Source organism: Bradyrhizobium sp. Pha-3, from assembly GCF_042258325.1.
Classification (GTDB): Bacteria; Pseudomonadota; Alphaproteobacteria; order Rhizobiales; family Xanthobacteraceae; genus Bradyrhizobium; species Bradyrhizobium elkanii.
The window spans coordinates 4,926,107-4,944,327 of the sequence record NZ_CP170151.1 but is presented as its reverse complement, the minus strand read 5'-3'; the positions used below and the strand labels follow the sequence as shown (position 1 = coordinate 4,944,327).

Here is an 18,221-nt window from a genome sequence, read left to right as displayed (position 1 = left end):
GTGACGCCTTGTTTGCGGGAGCTGCATTGCGACAACATTGCGCGATGTTGTGCGCATCACGACGCGAACGGCGCCGGCGGTAACGTGAGACGGAAGCACGCGCCGCCCTTCGGTCCGTCGAGCACGGAGACGTGACCGCCATGCAGCCTTGCGATCTCGCGCACCATGTTGAGGCCGAGGCCGGCGCCGCGGTCGAGCGGCGCGAGCCGGTAGAACGGATCGAAGATCCGCGTGCGCTGGTCCTGGGGAATGCCGTCGCCTTCATCCGATACGTCGATCGTCGCGGCGCTGCCGACATGGATGGTGATGGTACCGCGGCGGCCGCCGTGCTGGATGGCGTTCTGCACCAGGTTGGTGAGCGCGCGCTCCAGCGCGGCGCGATCGCCGGATGTTTCCACGCGATCGACCGAAGTATCGAGCGACAGCTCGTAGCCGGCCGCGATCGCCAGCGGCGCAAGGTCGGCCGCGACATTGCGTGCGACCGCGACGAGATCGACGCGGACGAACGGATTGCGGCACTGGTCGAAGCGCTGGATGTCGAGCAGTTGCTCGGCCAATGTCGCAAGCCGCGCTGAATCCTCGAGCAGGCGGGTTTTCTCCGGGCCCGGCGGCAGCGACTCCAGCCGCGTGTTGAGGATCGCGATCGGCGTGCGCAATTCATGTGCCGCGTCGGCGACGAAGCGCTGGTGCCGGGAATAGCCGTCGTCGAGCCGCTTCAGCGCATCGTTGATGGCGGTCACCAGCGGCGCCACCTCGAGCGGCAGATGGTCCGCCGACAGCCGGCTGCCGCGCTGGCGGAAATCGATCCGGCGCGCTTCGTCGGCGGTGGTATCGAGACCGGCGAAGGCGCGCCTCACCACCATCGGCGTCGCGATGAAGGTGGCGCATGCCATCAGGAAAAGGCCGGGCAGGGCAATGGCGAGGAATGCCAGCGTCGTGGCGAGCGCGGTCTTGACGCTCGACATCGGCCCTTGCGTCGCGGTGAGCACCTGCACGGGGCCGGCGTCGGAATTGACGCGCTTCAGCCGCGCCGGCGGCTTGCGCGGATCATCCTCGAACATCTGCCAGCCGAGCCGCGCCTGGCTGATCTGGTCGAGTGCGCCGCCGATCCTGGCAAATTCCGGCGGCACCGCGCCTTCCGTCAGCGAACGGCCTTGCCGGTCGCGCACCAGGAACCAGAGGTCGGGCGTGTCGTCACGAAGCTTTTGCAGTTCGGCCGTCGGGCGCAAGATCAGCTCGCCCTTGCCGTCGCGTGCGACCGCGCCCTGCACGATGGAAATCACATGATCCTCATCGCGCGGAACGATCAGGAAGCCGGTGGCGCACAATGCGCTGATCAGGCAAACGATCAGCATGGCAAGCAGCAGCGCCTGCAGCGTCACCAGCCGCCAGCTCAGTTGCGAGCGCAGGCAATAGTGCTCGGCCTGTTCGCTCATGACGTTTGCTTCAAGAGATAGCCGACGCCGCGGATGCTGTGGATCTCGACGCCGGCGCTGGCGTCCGCGAGTTTGCGACGCAGCCGCGAGACGTGGGCGTCGAGCGCGTTGGACTGGATCTCGTCCTCGAAATTATAAACGGCTTCCTCCAGCGTCGCACGCAGCACGGTGCGGCCCATGCGGCGCAACAGCGTCTCCAGCACCAGCAGCTCGCGCCGCGGCAGCTCGAGCGGACGGCCGTCGACGCTGGCCTCGCGATGGCTGCAATCGAACGCCACGCGGCCGGCCCTGATAATCTCGAGCTGCAGTCCGGCGGGGCGGCGCAGCACGGCTCGCAGCCGCGCCAGCAGCTCCTCGACGGCGAACGGCTTGGCCAGATAGTCGTCGGCGCCACTGTCGAGGCCGGTGATGCGGTCGGTGAGGTCGCCGCGCGCGGTCAGCACGATGATCGGGACACCGTCGGCCTTGGCGCGCAGCTTCGGGATCAGGGTAAGGCCGTCGCCGTCCGGAAGCTGGCGGTCGAGCAGGACCGCGCCATGCACGTCGGCGGAGATCGCTTCCTCGGCCTCGGCAAGGTTCGGCACGTGGTCGACCACCATGTCGTAGCCCTTCAGCGCCTGCGACAGCGCCGCCGCCATTTCGGCCTCGTCCTCAACCAGCAGTATCCGCATGTCCTTGTGGGTCCAGCTCCTGAAGGCAGGTTTTAGGGCAAGTAACATTGCAACAACATTGCGGAAATGGCCGCCTGTCGCGAGCAGGGGTGCCATGTTGTCACCCCCTCAAGACAGTCCGGAAGGCGCTGGCTATAACCGCCCGCACACAAATCTGGGAGGACTGCCAATGATCTACGAGACCCGCGTCTATCGCTGCCTGCCGGGACGGCTGCCGGCGCTGCTCAAGCGCTTCGAGACCATCACGCTGAAGCTCTGGGACAAGCACGGCATCAGGCAGGCCGGCTTCTTCACGACGCTGGTCGGGGAATCCAACCAGGAGCTGACCTATCTGCTGGCCTGGGAATCGCTCGCCGAGCGCGAGAAGAAGTGGACCGCGTTCCGGACCGATCCGGAGTGGATCACCGCGCGCGCCAAGACCGAGGAGGACGGCCAGATCGTTCTCAACATCGTCAACCAGCTTCTGGTGCCGACGGCGTTTTCGTCGGTCAAGTGACGCGGTGGCCGCAGGGGGCGCGATGACGAAACTTCGTCGCGCCCAGTGACCGGCGCGGCTATTGCGGGCAGCCGGACGTCTGATCGCCCTCGCGGACCATCGGCTTGCCGTTGATGAAGACGCCGTGGCTGCCGGAGGTCGTCTTGCCGCCGCAATGCGTGCGATCGCCCATGACCACCGCCGGCTTGCCGTTGATCAGGACATTGGGCACGCCCTCGACGAGCGCGCCGCCATTGCTCGTGGTGTCGCCGCTGCGCGCCGCCGGCTTGCCATTGACGGTCACGCCGGTGGCGCCGCTGGTGACGACCCCGGGCTGGCTGCTGGTCTGGCCGTAGGCGAGGCCCGACATCGCCGACAGGGCGGCGACGGCTCCGATCATCAGCGGGATGCGCATGTCTTCCTCATGGGAATCTGTTCCGCGCCAGTTTATAGGCGCTGGTTGGGCGGGATTGTGTTAGCACGGCGCACCCACGGCGTCAGCGCAACCCCCTCATCGTGCGGGATGGCTTGATCCGTCCCGCCCGGGACTGCATGGTCGCCGGCAAAAGGATGCAGCATTTTGACCAATCAGGTTTCCGCGCCAGCCGCCGCGCCGATCGTTGCCGTCGGATCGGCTAAATTCGGCAATGCCTTGCCGATTTCGATCATCGCCGGTCCCTGCCAGCTCGAGAGCCGCGCGCATGCGCTTGAAGTGGCGTCCGCGCTGAAGGAGATCGCGGCCAGGCTCAAGATCGGTCTGGTGTACAAGACCTCGTTCGACAAGGCGAACCGCACCAGCGCGACGGCGGCGCGTGGCATCGGATTGGCGCAGGCGCTGCCGATCTTCGCCGAGATCCGGTCTTCGCTCGGGCTGCCGGTGCTGACCGACGTGCATGAGGCGACCCAGTGCGCCGAAGTGGCGCAGGCAGTCGACGTGCTGCAGATTCCGGCCTTCCTGTGCCGGCAGACCGATCTCTTGCTGGCCGCAGCCGCGACCGGCAAGGTCGTCAATGTCAAGAAGGGCCAGTTCCTGGCGCCGTGGGACATGGCCAATGTGGTCAGCAAGATCACCGGCGCCGGCAACGCCAACGTGCTGGTCACCGAGCGCGGCGCGTCATTCGGCTACAACACGCTGGTCTCCGACATGCGCGCGCTGCCGATCTTGTCGCGCACCACCGGCGCGCCTGTCATCTTCGACGCCACCCATTCGGTGCAGCAGCCGGGCGGCAAGGGCACATCCTCGGGCGGCGAGCGTGAATTCGTGCCGGTGCTCGCGCGGGCCGCGGTCGCGGTCGGCGTTGCCGGCGTATTCATCGAGACCCATCCCGATCCGGATCACGCGCCGTCCGATGGCCCCAACATGGTGCCGCTCCGTGACTTCGAGTCCCTCGTCAAGCGGCTGATGCAGTTCGACGCGCTCGCCAAGACGACCTGACCGGCGGACAACGACATGACCGCAACCAGCGGCATGCCGCCGGCCCTCAACGTCATCACGCTGGCGACCTTCGCGGCGAGCCTGTCGGTGCGCGCGCTCGATCCGGTGCTGCCGCATGTCGCCGAGGACTTCGGCGTCAGCATCGCGACCGCGGCGAGCTTTGCCGCGGTGTTCGCCTTTACCTTCGCCGCGGTCCAGCCGGCGATCGGCGCCGCTGCCGACCTGTTCGGCAAGGCGCGGCTGATGACGATCTGCCTCGGGCTGCTCGGCGTCGCCAACATCCTCGGCGCGCTGTCGACCTCGTTCCCGATGCTGTTCGTGACCCGCATCCTCGCCGGCATCGGCTCGGGCGGCGTGTTTCCGGTGGCGCTGTCGCTGACCAGCGATCTCGTCGGTCCCGACAAGCGGCAGCTCGCGATCGGGCGAACGCTGGCGGGCTCGATGACCGGCAACCTGCTTGGCGCGACGGCCTCGGGCCTGATCGGCGATTTCCTCGGCTGGCGCGGCGTGCTCGCGGTGCTCGGCGGCCTCGTGATCATCGTCGCGCTGGCGGTTGCGGCCGGTTTCCGCGGCGCCGCGCTGAACCGTCCGCCGCGCACCAGCCTGAAGGCGCTGCGCCACGGCTATCGCACCATCTTCACCAACCCGAACGCGCGGATCTGCTACTCGGCGGTCTTCGTCGAAGGCTGCTGCGTGCTCGGGCTGTTTCCCTTCATCGCCTCGTTCCTGTTCGAGCTCGGCGAGACCTCGCTGTCGATCGCCGGCATCGTGATCGCGGGCTTTGCGATCGGCGGATTGCTCTACACGCTGACGGTGTCGCGCCTGCTGCCGTGGATCGGGGTGAGGGGCATGATGGTCGTCGGCGCGACGCTGGTCGCGATTCAATTGGTCGGCGTCGCCTTCGGGCCGCACTGGAAGCTGCAGATGGCGGGCCTGTTGGTGATGGGCCTTGGCTTCTACATGATCCACGGCTGCCTGCAGGTGTTCGCCAGCGAGCTGTCGGTCGAGGCGCGGGCCACCGCGCTGTCGCTGCACTCGTTCTTCTTTTTCATGGGCCAGACCGTCGGCCCGATCGCCTATGGCTTCGGCCTGCAACACGTCGGCAAGACCGCGACGTTGGTGTCAGCCGCCGCCGTGATGGTCGTGCTCGGATTCATCTGCGCGAGATTCCTGAAGCAGACGCGGCCGGCCGATGCCGCCGCGCGGCCAGACGTCGAGCCTTAAGAGACTAAGCCCTTAGCCCCGCCCGCGATAAGTCGCGACGCCCTGATCGGGAACCCAGAGGCCCTTCGGCAGCCGACCGGTCTGGAAGAACACGTCGATCGGGATGCCGCCACGCGGATACCAATAGCCGCCGATGCGCAGCCATTTCGGCTTGATCTCGTCCGAGATGCGCTTGCCGATCATGACAGTGCAATCCTCATGGAATGCGCCATGGTTGCGGAAGCTCGCGGCGAACAGCTTCAGCGACTTGGATTCCAGCAGCCAGCGGCCCGGCACATAGTCGATCACCAGATGCGCGAAATCCGGTTGGCCCGTTACCGGGCAGATCGAGGTGAACTCCGGCACCGTGAAGCGGACCAGATAATCGGTACCAGCTTGCGGATTGGGAACGCGGTCGAGCTGCGCCTTTTCCGGCGCGTCGGGCCATTCCACCGCACGGCCGAGTTGCAGGCCGGGGGAGGTCGTTGATTTGCTGGATTTCTTTGCCATTCGAGGGTCTCCGTGGGGTCTCCTAGCCTATGATCGGGCGCCCGTCACCCGGCCTTTTCCCCCTCGATGCATTGCGCTAGAAGCACCGCCATCCGACCCCCTCACTGCCATAAGAGGTTCTCATGACTGACATCGTCGACATCATCGGCCGCGAAATCCTGGATAGCCGCGGCAACCCCACGGTCGAGGTCGATGTGGTGCTGGAGGATGGGTCAATCGGTCGCGCGGCGGTGCCATCGGGCGCGTCCACCGGCGCGCATGAGGCGGTGGAACTGCGTGACGGCGACAAGTCGCGTTACCTCGGCAAGGGCGTCGAGAAGGCGGTCGCCGCCGTCAACGGCGAGATCTTCGAGGCGCTCAGCGACCAGGCCGTCGAGGAGCAGGTCGCGATCGACCAGATCATGATCGAGCTCGACGGCACGACGAACAAGAGCCGGCTCGGGGCCAACGCCATCCTCGGCGTCTCGCTGGCCTGCGCCAAGGCCGCCGCCGAATCCTTCGACATGCCGATGTATCGTTATGTCGGCGGCACCTCGGCGCGGACGCTGCCGGTGCCGATGATGAACATCATCAATGGCGGCGTGCATGCCGACAACCCGATCGACTTCCAGGAATTCATGATCCTGCCGGTCGGCGCCACGTCGTTCGCCGAGGCGCTGCGTTGCGGTTCGGAAATCTTCCACACGCTGCGCGGCGAACTGAAGAAGGCCGGCCACAACACCAATGTCGGCGACGAGGGCGGCTTCGCGCCGAACCTGCCGTCGGCCGACGCCGCGCTCGAGTTCGTCATGAACGCAATCGGCAAGGCCGGCTACAAGGCGGGCGACGACGTCGTGCTCGGCCTCGACTGCGCCTCGACCGAATTCTTCAAGGAAGGCTCCTACGTCTATGGCGGCGAGAACAAGACCCGCTCGCGCTCCGAGCAGGTGAAGTATCTCGCCGATCTCGTCGGCCGCTATCCGATCGTCACCATCGAGGACGGCATGTCGGAGGACGACATGGACGGCTGGAAGGAGCTGACGGATGCGATCGGCAAGAAGTGCCAGCTGGTCGGCGACGATCTGTTCGTCACCAACGTCACCCGGCTTGCCGACGGCATCAAGAACGGCCGCGCCAATTCGATCCTGGTCAAGGTCAACCAGATCGGCACGCTGACCGAGACGCTTGCGGCGATCGAGATGGCCTACAAGGCCGGCTACACCGCCGTGATGTCGCACCGCTCCGGCGAGACCGAAGATTCCACGATCGCCGATCTCGCGGTCGCCACCAATTGCGGGCAGATCAAGACCGGCTCGCTGGCACGCTCGGACCGCACCGCCAAGTATAACCAGCTGCTGCGCATCGAGCAGCAGCTCGGCACCCAGGCGAAATACGCGGGCAGGGCGGCCTTGAAGGCGCTGGCGTAGCGCCCCAACTTGATCGGGATCCAACAAACGCAAAAACGGGAGGTCGGGATGAGCGACGGCAAGAGCGGTCTGCAACTGCGTTCGCTGCTCAAGAAGAATGGCGAGCTCGAGATATCGCTGGTCAACGTCCCGACCCCCGAGCCCGGCCCCGACGAAGTCGTGGTCCGGGTCGAGGCGACCCCGATCAATCCGTCCGATCTCGGTCTTCTGATCGGCCCGGCCGACATGTCGGCCGCCAAGGTCTCCGGCAGCAAGGAATTGCCCGTGGTCACCGCGCGCGTGCCGGAAGCGGCATTGCCGGGCCTTGCCGCGCGGCTCGACGAGTCCATGCCGGTCGGCAATGAAGGCGCCGGCGTCGTGATCAGGACCGGTTCATCGGATGCGGCGAAAGCGCTGATGGGCCGCACGGTCGCGATGATCGGTGGCGCGATGTACGCGCAATACCGCACGCTGCGCGTCAACGAATGCTTGCCGCTGCCCGACGGCACCACGCCGGCGGAAGGCGCGTCCTGCTTCGTCAATCCGCTGACCGCGCTCGGCATGACCGAGACGATGCGGCGCGAGGGGCACAAGGCGCTGGTGCACACCGCGGCGGCGTCCAACCTCGGCCAGATGCTCAACAAGATCTGTCTCAAGGACGGCATCGGCCTCGTCAACATCGTGCGCAACAAGGAGCAGGCCGACATCCTGCACAAGATCGGCGCCAAGCATGTCGTCGATTCCTCCGCGCCCGATTTCATGGACAAGCTCACCGGCGCGTTGGTCGAGACCGGCGCCACCATCGCCTTCGATGCGATCGGCGGCGGCAAGCTCGCTGGCCAGATCCTGGTCGCGATGGAGACCGCGATCAACAAGACCGCCAAGGCCTATAGCCGCTACGGCTCGAACGTGCACAAGCAGGTTTACGTCTATGGCAGCCTCGACACCCGCTCGATCGAATTGCCGCGCGGCTTCGGCATGGCCTGGGGCGTCGGCGGCTGGCTGCTGTTCCCGTTTCTGATGAAGATCGGTCCGGAGGCCGGCAACAAGCTGCGCCAACGCGTGGTGGCCGAACTGAAGACGACCTTCGCCAGTCACTACACCAAGGTGGTCTCGTTGCAGGAGACCCTGCAGCTCGACAACATCGCCGTCTACAACAAGCGCGCGACCGGCGAGAAATTCCTGATCAACCCGAACAAGGGCTGAGGATCGAAACGCAAGGGCCGTCCCGACAGGGGCGGCGCTTTTTGCTTTGCATAGACCAATTCGGCGAAACGCTGCGTTTCCGGAATTGGACGATCCATGCACTTGCATCTTTCTTGGTGCCCCGGTAGGTGAGGGCCACCAGTTTCACGCGCAACCCCGAGGGGAATTTGCTATGGCCTATAACATCGTCACCATCGTCGGCAGCATCCGCAAGCAGAGCTTCTCGCTCAAGATCGCCAATGCGCTGGCCAAGCTTGCACCGGCGTCGCTGAAGCTCGATGTGACGACGCTTCAGGAAATTTCCTTCTTCAACCAGGACCTCGAAGCCGCGCCGCCGGCGGACTGGCTCGCCTTCCGCGAGAAGCTGCAGAAGTCGAACGGCGTGCTGTTCGTGACCCCCGAATACAATCGCTCGATCCCGGGCGTGCTGAAGAACGCCATCGACGTCGCCTCGCGGCCCTACGGCAAGAGCTCGTTCAGCGGCAAGCCGATCGGCATCATCGGCAATTCGCCCGGACCGCTCGGCGGCGTCAGCGCGGTGAAGCACCTGCAGAACATCCTGCCGGGCATTTCCGGTCCGATCCTCGGTCAGCCGGAAGCCTATCTCAACGGCGTCGGCGATGCCTTCAACGACAACGGCGAACTGACCAAGGAGTCGCTCAAGGGCGTGCTGCAGCAGTACCTCGACGCCTTCGCGGCCTTTATCGAAAAGCAGAACCGCTGAGCAAGAGCCCTGTTCCGATTGAATCGGAACGGGACTCTGAACTTGTTTTGACGCGTTGTCTTCACGCGAACCGGTATCCACTTCGCTCGAAAACGCTCTGGTTCAGCCTTCATTAACCCCATGGCCGCATGCTCGCGGCCATGGTTTCCCGCACACGCCTCAAATCGATTCTGACCGGGCTCGCCCTCTATACGCTGGCGGCGCTGATGGTCGGTTATTTCGGCGTCAACGCCTACACCGGCAAATACGGCTTGAACGCGCGGCAGGAGCTCGATCAGGAGATCATCGCGCTGACCTCCGAGCTGGCGCGGCTGAAGAAGGAGCGGGCCGAGGGCGAGCAGCGGGTGTCGCTGTTGCGGTCGGACCGGGTCGATCCCGACATGCTGGACGAGCGTGCGCGCTTTCAGCTCGACTACGCCAATCCGCGCGATCTCGTTCGGATCAACAAGTACTGACGCGTTCTCAAATTTCAAAATCACTCGCGCGCTATCACAAAAATGTCGCGCTGCGCTGCAGTGCGGCATAGCAAAATTCCATCGGGCGAACGCAATCCTTCCAAGGCGATTTGAGTTGGGTTAGAGAGGGTTCTCCGACTTCTCTCACCCGGAATTGCCATGGCCGCACCCAAGAAAAGCGTCGCAAAAGAATCAGGGCAGGAGAAGGCCGGCTCTCCCCCCGAATTCACCAAGGAGCAGGAGCTCAAGGCACTGCGGGACATGCTCCTGATCCGGCGCTTCGAGGAGAAGGCCGGTCAACTCTACGGCATGGGTGCGATCGGCGGTTTCTGCCATCTCTATATCGGCCAGGAAGCGGTCGTGGTCGGCATGCAGATGGCGCTGAAGCCGGGTGACGAGGTCATAACGGGCTACCGGGACCACGGCCACATGCTGGCCTGCGACATGGAAGCCAAGGGCGTGATGGCCGAATTGACCGGACGCCGCGGCGGCTATTCCCGCGGCAAGGGCGGCTCCATGCACATGTTCAGCAAGGAAAAGCATTTCTACGGCGGTCACGGGATCGTGGGTGCGCAGGTCTCGCTCGGCACCGGCCTTGCGTTCGCCAACCGCTATCGCGGCAACGATAACGTCAGCGTGACCTATTTTGGCGACGGCGCGGCCAACCAGGGCCAGGTCTACGAAAGCTTCAACATGGCGGAGCTGTGGAAGCTGCCGGTGATCTACGTGATCGAGAACAACCGCTATGCGATGGGCACCTCGGTGTCGCGCGCATCGGCCCAGCAGGACTTCTCCAAGCGCGGCGCCTCCTTCAACATTCCGGGCAAGCAGGTCGACGGAATGGACGTGCGCGCGGTCAAGGCCGCCGCCGATGAGGCCGTGGCCTGGTCCCGCGGCGGCAACGGTCCGATGATTCTGGAGATGCAGACCTACCGCTACCGCGGTCACTCGATGTCCGATCCGGCGAAGTACCGCACGCGCGAGGAGGTCGAGAAGGTGCGTCACGACCAGGACCCGATCGAGCAGGTGCGCAACCGCTTGCTGGCCTCGGGCGCCAGCGAGCAGGACCTGAAGGCGATCGACGCCCAGGTGCGCGAGATCGTCAACGAGGCCGCCGACTTCGCGCAGCACGATCCGGAGCCGGATCCGGCCGAGCTCTACACCGACATCTACCGCTGACCCCACCCGCGCAGACGAATTTCAAGACCGATTTCGGGAGCCGATATGCCCATTCAAGTGCTGATGCCTGCGCTGTCGCCCACCATGGAGAAGGGCAACCTCGCCAAATGGCTGAAAAAGGAAGGCGAGACCATCAAGTCCGGTGACGTCATCGCCGAGATCGAGACCGACAAGGCGACGATGGAGGTCGAGGCAACCGACGAGGGCACGCTCGGCAAGATCCTGATTCCGGAAGGCACCGCGGACGTCGCGGTGAACACGCCGATCGCCACCATTCTCGTCGACGGCGAAAGCGCCGCCGACCTCGCCAAGGCGCCGGCGGCACCAGTGCCGCAGCCGAAGGCCGCCGAGGCCGCGCCTGCCGAAGCCAAGGCGGAAGCGCCGCAGCCCGCGGCGAAGGCGCCGGCCGCGCCCGAGCCGCTGCCTGATCCGGAAATCCCTGCGGGAACCGAGATGGTCACGCAGACCATTCGCGAGGCGCTGCGCGATGCGATGGCCGAGGAGATGCGCCGCGACGGCGACGTCTTCATCATGGGCGAGGAGGTCGCGGAATATCAGGGCGCCTACAAGGTGACGCAGGGCCTGTTGCAGGAATTCGGCGCCCGCCGCGTGATCGACACGCCGATCACCGAGCACGGCTTTGCCGGCGTCGGCGTCGGCGCGGCGATGGCAGGCTTGAAGCCGATCGTCGAGTTCATGACCTTCAACTTCGCCATGCAGGGGATCGACCAGATCATCAACTCCGCCGCCAAGACGCTCTATATGTCCGGCGGCCAGATGGGATGCTCGATCGTGTTCCGCGGCCCGAACGGCGCCGCCGCGCGCGTCGCCGCCCAGCACAGCCAGGACTACGCGGCGTGGTATTCGCAGATTCCGGGCCTCAAGGTGATCGCGCCGTATTCGGCCGCCGATTACAAGGGCCTGCTCAAGGCCGCGATCCGCGATCCCAATCCGGTGATCTTCCTCGAGAACGAGGTGCTGTACGGCCACACCGGCGAGGTGCCGAAGCTGGCTGATTTCGTGGTGCCGATCGGCAAGGCGCGGATTGCCCGCGCCGGCAAGGACGTCACCATCGTCTCCTGGGCGATGGGCATGTCGTACGCGCTGAAGGCTGCCGACGAACTCGCCAAGGAAGGCATCGAGGCCGAGGTGGTCGATCTGCGCACCATCCGTCCGATGGACACCGAGACCGTCATCAACTCGGTGAAGAAGACCGGCCGCGCGGTGACGGTCGAGGAGGGCTGGCAGCAGAGCGGCGTCGGCTCCGAGGTCGCCGCGCGCATCATGGAGCACGCCTTCGACTATCTCGACGCGCCGGTGGCGCGCGTCTCCGGCAAGGACGTGCCGATGCCCTATGCCGCCAACCTCGAAAAGCTCGCTCTGCCCTCCGTCGCCGAGGTGGTCGCCGCCGCCAAGGCCGTATCCTACCGGTAACGCCGATGGCCGGTCCCAAGGAGCAGCCGCTGCCGCCCGACGTGATGGGCCGCGACGACGCCATCGAGGTGCTGCGCGCCTTCGTCGTCGATGGCGGCCTGTCGATCGCGTTCCAGCGCGCTTTCGAGGAGCCGGACATGTGGGGGCTGATGCTGGTCGACATCGCCCGCCATGCCGCGCGCGCCTATGCGCGCGAGAGCGAATACACCGAGGACGAGGCGCTCGCGCGCATCGTCGAGATGTTCGAAGCCGAAATCGCCCGGCCGACCGACATGGGCCAAACCAAACCGCGGTCGCAACAAGGTCACTGACAATGCCGATCAATATTCTCATGCCCGCGCTGTCGCCGACGATGGAAAAGGGCAACCTCGCCAAGTGGCTCAAGAAAGAGGGCGACAAGGTCAAGTCCGGCGACGTGATCGCGGAGATCGAGACCGACAAGGCGACGATGGAAGTCGAGGCGGTCGACGAAGGCACGATCGCCAGGATCCTGGTGCCCGAAGGCACCCAGGACGTGCCGGTCAACGACGTCATCGCGGTCATGGCCGGCGACGGCGAGGATGTGAAGGCGGCGGCCAGCGCCGGAGCGGGCGCAGCACCGGCCGCGAAACCCGCCGAGGCGCCGAAACCCGCGGCCCAGGCCGCGCCGGCGGCGGCTCCGGCACCGGCGGCAGCGCCTGCGCCAAAGCCGGCCGCAGCGCCCGCCGCGGCGCCTCAGGCCGCCGCGCAGGCCAACGGCCACGCCCGGGTGTTCTCATCGCCGCTGGCGCGCCGGTTGGCAAAGGAAGCCGGCATCGATCTCGCCCGCATCACCGGCACCGGCCCGCATGGCCGGGTCATCGCGCGCGACGTCGACGAGGCCAAGTCCGGCAAGGGCCTGAAGGCGCCGGCGGCCGCGCCCGCCGCGGGACCGAGCATCGCGCCGTCGATGTCGGACAAGCAGATCCTCGCGCTGTTCGAGCCGGGCTCCTACGAGGTGGTGCCGCATGACGGCATGCGCCGCACCATCGCGCAGCGTCTCACCGCCTCGGTGCAGAACGTCCCGCACTTCTACCTCACCATCGACTGCGACATCGGCAAGCTGCTCGCCGCGCGCGAGGAGATCAACGCCTCAGCGCCGAAGGACAAGGAGAAGAAGCCACTCTACAAGATCTCGGTCAACGACTTCGTCATCAAGGCGATGGCGGTCGCGCTGCAGAAGATTCCGAACTGCAACGTCAGCTGGACCGAAGGCGGCATGCTCAAGCACAAGCATTCCGACGTCGGCGTCGCGGTGGCGATGCCGGGCGGCCTGATCACGCCGATCATCCGCAAGGCCGAGACCAAGACGCTCTCGACCATCTCCAACGAGATGAAGGATTTCGCCACGCGCGCCCGCGCCCGCAAGCTGAAGCCCGAGGAATATCAGGGCGGCACCACCGCGGTCTCCAATCTCGGCATGTACGGCATCAACCACTTCACCGCCGTGATCAATCCGCCGCATGCCTCGATCCTCGCGGTCGGCACCTCGGAGGAGCGTCCGGTGGTGCGCGGCGGCAAGATCGAGATCGCGCATATGATGAGCGTGACCCTGTCGTGCGATCACCGCGCGATCGACGGCGCGCTCGGCGCCGAGCTGATCGGCGCCTTCAAGCAGCTGATCGAAAACCCCGTGATGATGATGGTGTGACGGGCATCCGCCATGTACGCGATCTACGGTCCGTACGTCCTGCTCGCCGCCGTCGCCGTCGCGTTGCTCGTTGCGGTCAACCGCGACCTGATATCGACGATCCAGTTCAGGATCATGATGATCGGCGCCGCGGTGCTGGCGCTGGCGTGGTCCGTGTTCCTCGGTGCGGTATGGCGGGAGTACGGATGAATGGCCGGCACGGCTCGCACGCGCTGGCCCTGGATCTCGCTATTGCTGTCGGCCGCGCTGGCCTGCAATCCGGTCGGGTTCGATTTTCTGCACTCCGCGTTCTTCGCCGGCGAACAGCTGGCGCGGAACATCGCCCAGCCGATCGTGCTGACGGCCCTGGCCATCATGGCCCTGGCGACCGGGCTCGAATGGCTGGTCAGGTCATTGATCGCAAGAAGCCGCGCCCGCGGCGCCACACGTTGAGTTGAACGGGAGCCGCCATGGCCGATACATCCTTTGACGTCATCATCATCGGCTCCGGCCCCGGCGGCTACGTGACCGCGATCCGCGCCGCGCAACTCGGCTTCAAGACCGCGATCGTCGAGAAATCCTATCTCGGCGGCATCTGCCTGAACTGGGGCTGCATCCCGACCAAGGCGCTGCTGCGCTCCGCCGAGATCTATCACTACATGCAGCACGCAAAGGATTACGGACTGTCGGCCGACAACGTCTCGTTCGATCCGAAGGCGGTGGTGCAGCGCTCGCGCGGCGTCTCGAAGCGCCTCAATGACGGCGTCGGCTTCCTGATGAAGAAGAACAAGGTCACGGTGATCTGGGGCGAGGCCACGATCGATGCGCCCGGCAAGATCACGGTGAAGAAGTCGGCGGTCGAGGCGCCGAAGGGCGCCAGTGGCGAGGGGACCTATCAGGCCAAGCACATCATCGTGGCGACCGGCGCGCGGCCGCGCGTGCTGCCCGGGCTCGAGCCCGACAAGAAGCTGATCTGGACCTATTTCGAGGCGATGGTGCCGGAGCGGATGCCGAAATCGCTGCTGGTGGTCGGCTCCGGCGCGATCGGCATCGAGTTCGCCTCGTTCTTCCACACCATGGGCGCCGATGTCACCGTGGTCGAGGTGCTGCCGCAGATCCTGCCCGTCGAGGACGCCGAGATCGCCGGTCTTGCGCGCAAACGCTTCGAGAAGATGGGGATCAAGATCCTCACCTCGACCAAGGTGACAAAGCTCGAGAAGAAGGCCGACAGCGTGGTTGCGACCATCGACGACGGCAAGGAGAAGCCGCAAGCGGTGGAGTTCGAGCGCGTGATCTCGGCGGTCGGCGTGGTCGGCAATATCGAGAATCTCGGGCTGGAGAAGCTCAGCGTCAAAACCGACCGCGGCTGCATCGTGATCGACGGCCTCGGCAAGACCAACGTTCCCGGCATCTATGCGATCGGCGACGTCGCGGGGCCGCCGATGCTCGCGCACAAGGCCGAGCATGAAGGCGTGATCTGCATCGAGGCGATCAAGGGCCTGCATCCGCATCCGATGGACAAGCTGATGATCCCGGGCTGCACCTACTGCAACCCGCAGGTCGCCTCCGTCGGCCTCACCGAGGCCAACGCCAAGGAAGGCGGCCGCGAGATCCGGGTCGGCCGCTTCCCGTTCGTGGGCAACGGCAAGGCGATCGCGCTCGGCGAGGACCAGGGCCTCGTCAAGGTGATCTTCGACAAGAAGACCGGCCAGCTGCTCGGCGCCCACATGATCGGCGCCGAGGTCACCGAGCTGATCCAGGGCTACGTCGTGGCGATGAATCTGGAGACCACGGAAGAGGAATTGATGCACACCGTATTCCCGCATCCGACCTTGTCGGAGATGATGAAGGAAGCCGTCCTCGACGCCTACGGGCGCGTGCTGAATATCTAACGTTCGGAGACGTCGCCGATAGAAGTCCCGTCATCCTGAGGAGCGCGTCTCGAAGGATGCACGGCCCGGATCGAGCAGCGGGGCTCGTCGCCCTTCGAGACGGCCGCTGCGCGGCCTCCTCCAGCGACAAAGGCTTCGCCTTTGCGCGGGGGTGACGGGTCTGGCAGAGAAGACATCACGAAGAACAAGAAGGACAGAATCTCGTGAAAGACAACGACAACCTCACCATCGAACGCCCGACCTTCGTCACCCATCTCGAATGCGCGATGGAGGGCGATCATTATCCCGCCGACCAGGTGCACAACCTCTCCAAGGTCGGCAAGCCGCTGCTGGTGCGCTACGATCTTGCCGGGGTGAAGAAGGCGCTGACCAAGGACGCGCTGGCGCAGCGTCCCGCCGATCTGTGGCGCTACCGCGAGCTGCTGCCGGTGCGCAAATGCAAGGACATCGTCTCGCTCGGCGAAGTCACGACGCCGCTGATCCGGCTGCCGCGGCTCGGCGCAAAGCTTGGCGGCGGCGAGATCATTGTGAAAGATGAAGGGCGGCTGCCGACCGGCTCGTTCAAGGCACGCGGCCTGGTAATGGCGGTGTCGATGGGCAAGGCGCTCGGCATCAAGCACATGGCGATGCCGACCAACGGCAATGCCGGCGCGGCACTGGCGGCCTATGCCACCTCCTGCGGCATCAAGACCACGATCTTCTGCCCGGCGGATACGCCGGAGGTGAATGTCAGCGAGATCGAGCTGCAGGGCGCCACCGTCTATCGTGTCAACGGCTATATCGACGACTGCGGCAAGATCGTCGGCGAGGGAAAAGCGAAAGTCGGCTGGTTCGACACCTCGACCCTGAAGGAGCCGTACCGGATCGAGGGCAAGAAGACGATGGGCCTCGAGCTCGCCGAGCAGCTCGGCTGGGACGTGCCCGACGTGATCTTCTATCCGACCGGCGGCGGCACCGGCCTGATCGGGATGTGGAAGGCGTTCGACGAGCTCGAGAAGATCGGCTTCATCGGAAGCAAGCGCCCGCGCATGGTCGCGGTGCAGGCCTCCGGCTGCGCGCCGATGGTGCGGGCCTATGACGCCGGCACCGAGCACGCCGCGCGCTGGGAGGACGCCCACACCATCGCCTCGGGCATCCGCGTGCCGCAGGCGATCGGCGACTTCCTCATTTTGCGCGCGGTGCGCGAGAGCAAGGGCTTTGCGATCGCCGTCGATGACGACAAGATCAGCGCCGCCCTCAACGAGGTTGCGCGCGAGGAGGGGCTGCTGCTGTGCCCCGAGGGTGCCGCGACCTATGCCGCCTACAAGGAGAGCCTCGCCGACGGCCGCGTCAGCAAGACCGACCGGGTGATGCTGTTCAACTGCGCCAGCGGCCTGAAATACCCGCTGCCGCCGATCACCCGCACACTCGACCGGCACAAGCCGATCGACTTCTCGCAGTTCTGACGCCTCATCCGAAGGGCCATCTTGTCGAGAGGTGGCCCTTCAAAAATATTGGAAACAAGAAAATTGAGGGAGAGCGTGATGCGGAAGCTGGTTCTGGCCGTATTGGCGATGTTGGCGTTGACGGGGACCGTTTCCGCGGAAACCTATCCCGCGCATCCGATCACCATCGTGGTGCCGTTTGCTGCCGGCGGCCCCTCGGATGCGATGGCACGCATCCTCGGCGAGCGCATGAAGCAGTCGCTGGGCGAGGTGCTCCTGATCGAGAACGTGACCGGAGCGGGCGGCTCGATTGGCGTCGGCCGTGCGGTGCGCTCGGCACCCGACGGCTACACCATCTCGTTCGGCCATCTCGGCACCCATGTCGCCAACGGCGCGATCTACAAGCTCGGCTACGACCTCGTCACCGATCTCGAGCCGGTGGTGCTGCTGCCGAGCAACCCGATGATCATCGTCAGCAAGAACGCCGTGCCGGCGAAATCGCTGAAGGAATTGCTGGAGTGGCTGAAGTCGCGGCCGGCGCCGCCGACCGCGGGCACCGCCGGCGCCGGCAGCGGCAGCCATATCGCCGGGCTCTATTTCGAGAACGTCTCCGGCATCAAGCTGCAATATGTGCCGTATCGCGGCACCGGGCCGGCGCTGAACGATCTCGTCGCCGGCCAGATCGACATCATCGTCGACCAGACCTCGAATTCGATCAACCAGGTCCGCGCGGGCAACATACGTGCCTATGCGGTCACCGATTCCAAGCGGGTCGCGAATGCGCCCGACGTCCCGACGGTCGACGAGGCCGGTCTGCCGGGCTTCCACATGACGCTGTGGTCCGGCCTCTGGGTGCCGAAGGGTACCCCGAAGGAGATCGTGGCCAAGCTCAACGCCGCGGCGGTCGAGGCGATGGCTGATCCGGCCGTGCAGAAGCAGCTCGAGAATTTGGGCTTGCAGATGCCGCCGAAGGACCAGCTCACGCCGGATGCACTCGGCGCCTGGCAGAAGGCGGAAATCGCAAAATGGTGGCCGATGATCAAGGCCGCCAACGTGAAGGTGGATTGAACCTTGTCGTCCCGGCGAAGGCCGGGACCCATACGCCGCGGCCGACGCAAAGGGCAATCGGCTTGACGATTTGCGA

Annotated in this window: 20 protein-coding genes; 16 read left to right on the top strand and 4 right to left on the bottom strand. The window is 65.5% G+C overall.

Annotation, left to right across the window (positions count from 1 at the left end; genetic code table 11):
- Positions 1–56: 56 nt before the first annotated feature.
- Positions 57–1,436 carry a HAMP domain-containing sensor histidine kinase gene (locus tag ACE10X_RS23210; RefSeq protein WP_038385152.1) on the bottom strand — a complete coding sequence of 460 codons (1,380 nt, stop codon included), beginning with the start codon at positions 1,434–1,436 and terminating at the stop codon, positions 57–59.
- Positions 1,433–2,107, bottom strand: coding sequence for a response regulator transcription factor (locus ACE10X_RS23205; protein WP_038385153.1), 675 nt, complete (start codon positions 2,105–2,107; stop codon positions 1,433–1,435). Before ACE10X_RS23205 ends, ACE10X_RS23210 begins: the two co-directional genes overlap by 4 nt.
- 169 nt (positions 2,108–2,276) lie before the next feature.
- Between ACE10X_RS23205 and ACE10X_RS23200 the strand changes: the two genes are divergently transcribed.
- Positions 2,277–2,603 carry an NIPSNAP family protein gene (locus tag ACE10X_RS23200; protein ID WP_375762943.1) on the top strand — a complete coding sequence of 109 codons (327 nt, stop codon included), beginning with the start codon at positions 2,277–2,279 and terminating at the stop codon, positions 2,601–2,603.
- A gap of 58 nt (positions 2,604–2,661) precedes the next feature.
- Here ACE10X_RS23200 and ACE10X_RS23195 read toward each other — a convergent pair whose 3' ends face one another.
- The gene (locus ACE10X_RS23195; protein ID WP_038385155.1) at positions 2,662–2,997 is read right to left on the bottom strand and encodes a PAAR domain-containing protein; all 336 of its coding nucleotides are present in this window, start codon (positions 2,995–2,997) and stop codon (positions 2,662–2,664) included.
- 165 nt (positions 2,998–3,162) lie between these two features.
- Here ACE10X_RS23195 and kdsA point away from each other — a divergent pair, with 165 nt between their 5' ends.
- Positions 3,163–4,017: a 3-deoxy-8-phosphooctulonate synthase gene (gene kdsA, locus ACE10X_RS23190; protein WP_375762942.1), complete on the top strand. Its 855-nt coding sequence runs from the start codon at positions 3,163–3,165 to the stop codon at positions 4,015–4,017.
- 15 nt (positions 4,018–4,032) lie between these two features.
- Positions 4,033–5,241: an MFS transporter gene (locus ACE10X_RS23185; RefSeq protein WP_038385157.1), complete on the top strand. Its 1,209-nt coding sequence runs from the start codon at positions 4,033–4,035 to the stop codon at positions 5,239–5,241.
- Between the two features lie 12 nt (positions 5,242–5,253).
- Here the strand turns inward: ACE10X_RS23185 and queF are convergent, their stop codons facing one another.
- Positions 5,254–5,730 (bottom strand): preQ(1) synthase, encoded by a 477-nt coding sequence (queF, locus tag ACE10X_RS23180; RefSeq protein ID WP_038385158.1) that lies wholly within the window; start codon positions 5,728–5,730, stop codon positions 5,254–5,256.
- Positions 5,731–5,852: 122 nt separating this feature from the next.
- Here queF and eno point away from each other — a divergent pair, with 122 nt between their 5' ends.
- The 13 genes from eno to ACE10X_RS23115 all read left to right on the top strand — a co-directional run bounded on the left by eno (position 5,853) and on the right by ACE10X_RS23115 (position 18,145).
- Complete coding sequence (gene eno, locus ACE10X_RS23175; protein WP_375762941.1) at positions 5,853–7,136, top strand: phosphopyruvate hydratase; 1,284 nt, start codon at positions 5,853–5,855, stop codon at positions 7,134–7,136.
- A 48-nt stretch (positions 7,137–7,184) separates the two neighbouring features.
- Positions 7,185–8,321 (top strand): zinc-binding dehydrogenase, encoded by a 1,137-nt coding sequence (locus ACE10X_RS23170; RefSeq protein ID WP_050384529.1) that lies wholly within the window; start codon positions 7,185–7,187, stop codon positions 8,319–8,321.
- 172 nt (positions 8,322–8,493) lie between these two features.
- Positions 8,494–9,045: an NADPH-dependent FMN reductase gene (locus ACE10X_RS23165; protein WP_038385161.1), complete on the top strand. Its 552-nt coding sequence runs from the start codon at positions 8,494–8,496 to the stop codon at positions 9,043–9,045.
- A 140-nt stretch (positions 9,046–9,185) separates the two neighbouring features.
- Complete coding sequence (locus ACE10X_RS23160) at positions 9,186–9,500, top strand: septum formation initiator family protein (protein WP_026192803.1); 315 nt, start codon at positions 9,186–9,188, stop codon at positions 9,498–9,500.
- Between the two features lie 159 nt (positions 9,501–9,659).
- Entirely contained in the window at positions 9,660–10,679 is a 1,020-nt protein-coding gene (gene pdhA / locus ACE10X_RS23155; protein ID WP_038385162.1) for a pyruvate dehydrogenase (acetyl-transferring) E1 component subunit alpha, read from the top strand.
- Positions 10,680–10,724: 45 nt separating this feature from the next.
- Positions 10,725–12,113 carry a pyruvate dehydrogenase complex E1 component subunit beta gene (locus tag ACE10X_RS23150; protein WP_375762940.1) on the top strand — a complete coding sequence of 463 codons (1,389 nt, stop codon included), beginning with the start codon at positions 10,725–10,727 and terminating at the stop codon, positions 12,111–12,113.
- A gap of 5 nt (positions 12,114–12,118) precedes the next feature.
- Positions 12,119–12,424, top strand: coding sequence for a DUF5076 domain-containing protein (locus ACE10X_RS23145; RefSeq protein WP_018271806.1), 306 nt, complete (start codon positions 12,119–12,121; stop codon positions 12,422–12,424).
- A 2-nt stretch (positions 12,425–12,426) separates the two neighbouring features.
- Complete coding sequence (locus ACE10X_RS23140) at positions 12,427–13,782, top strand: pyruvate dehydrogenase complex dihydrolipoamide acetyltransferase (RefSeq protein WP_375762939.1); 1,356 nt, start codon at positions 12,427–12,429, stop codon at positions 13,780–13,782.
- A gap of 12 nt (positions 13,783–13,794) precedes the next feature.
- Entirely contained in the window at positions 13,795–13,971 is a 177-nt protein-coding gene (locus tag ACE10X_RS23135) for a hypothetical protein (RefSeq protein WP_162832423.1), read from the top strand.
- A complete protein-coding gene (locus ACE10X_RS23130; RefSeq protein WP_038385165.1) occupies positions 13,972–14,214 on the top strand; it encodes a hypothetical protein in 243 nt (80 codons plus the stop codon).
- Between the two features lie 17 nt (positions 14,215–14,231).
- Positions 14,232–15,653, top strand: coding sequence for a dihydrolipoyl dehydrogenase (gene lpdA, locus ACE10X_RS23125; RefSeq protein ID WP_375762938.1), 1,422 nt, complete (start codon positions 14,232–14,234; stop codon positions 15,651–15,653).
- Positions 15,654–15,856: 203 nt separating this feature from the next.
- The gene (locus ACE10X_RS23120; RefSeq protein ID WP_038385167.1) at positions 15,857–17,098 is read left to right on the top strand and encodes a threonine synthase; all 1,242 of its coding nucleotides are present in this window, start codon (positions 15,857–15,859) and stop codon (positions 17,096–17,098) included.
- 78 nt (positions 17,099–17,176) lie between these two features.
- On the top strand, positions 17,177–18,145 hold the full coding sequence (locus tag ACE10X_RS23115; protein WP_304555343.1) for a tripartite tricarboxylate transporter substrate binding protein BugD: 969 nt from the start codon (positions 17,177–17,179) through the stop codon (positions 18,143–18,145).
- Positions 18,146–18,221 lie beyond the last annotated feature (76 nt).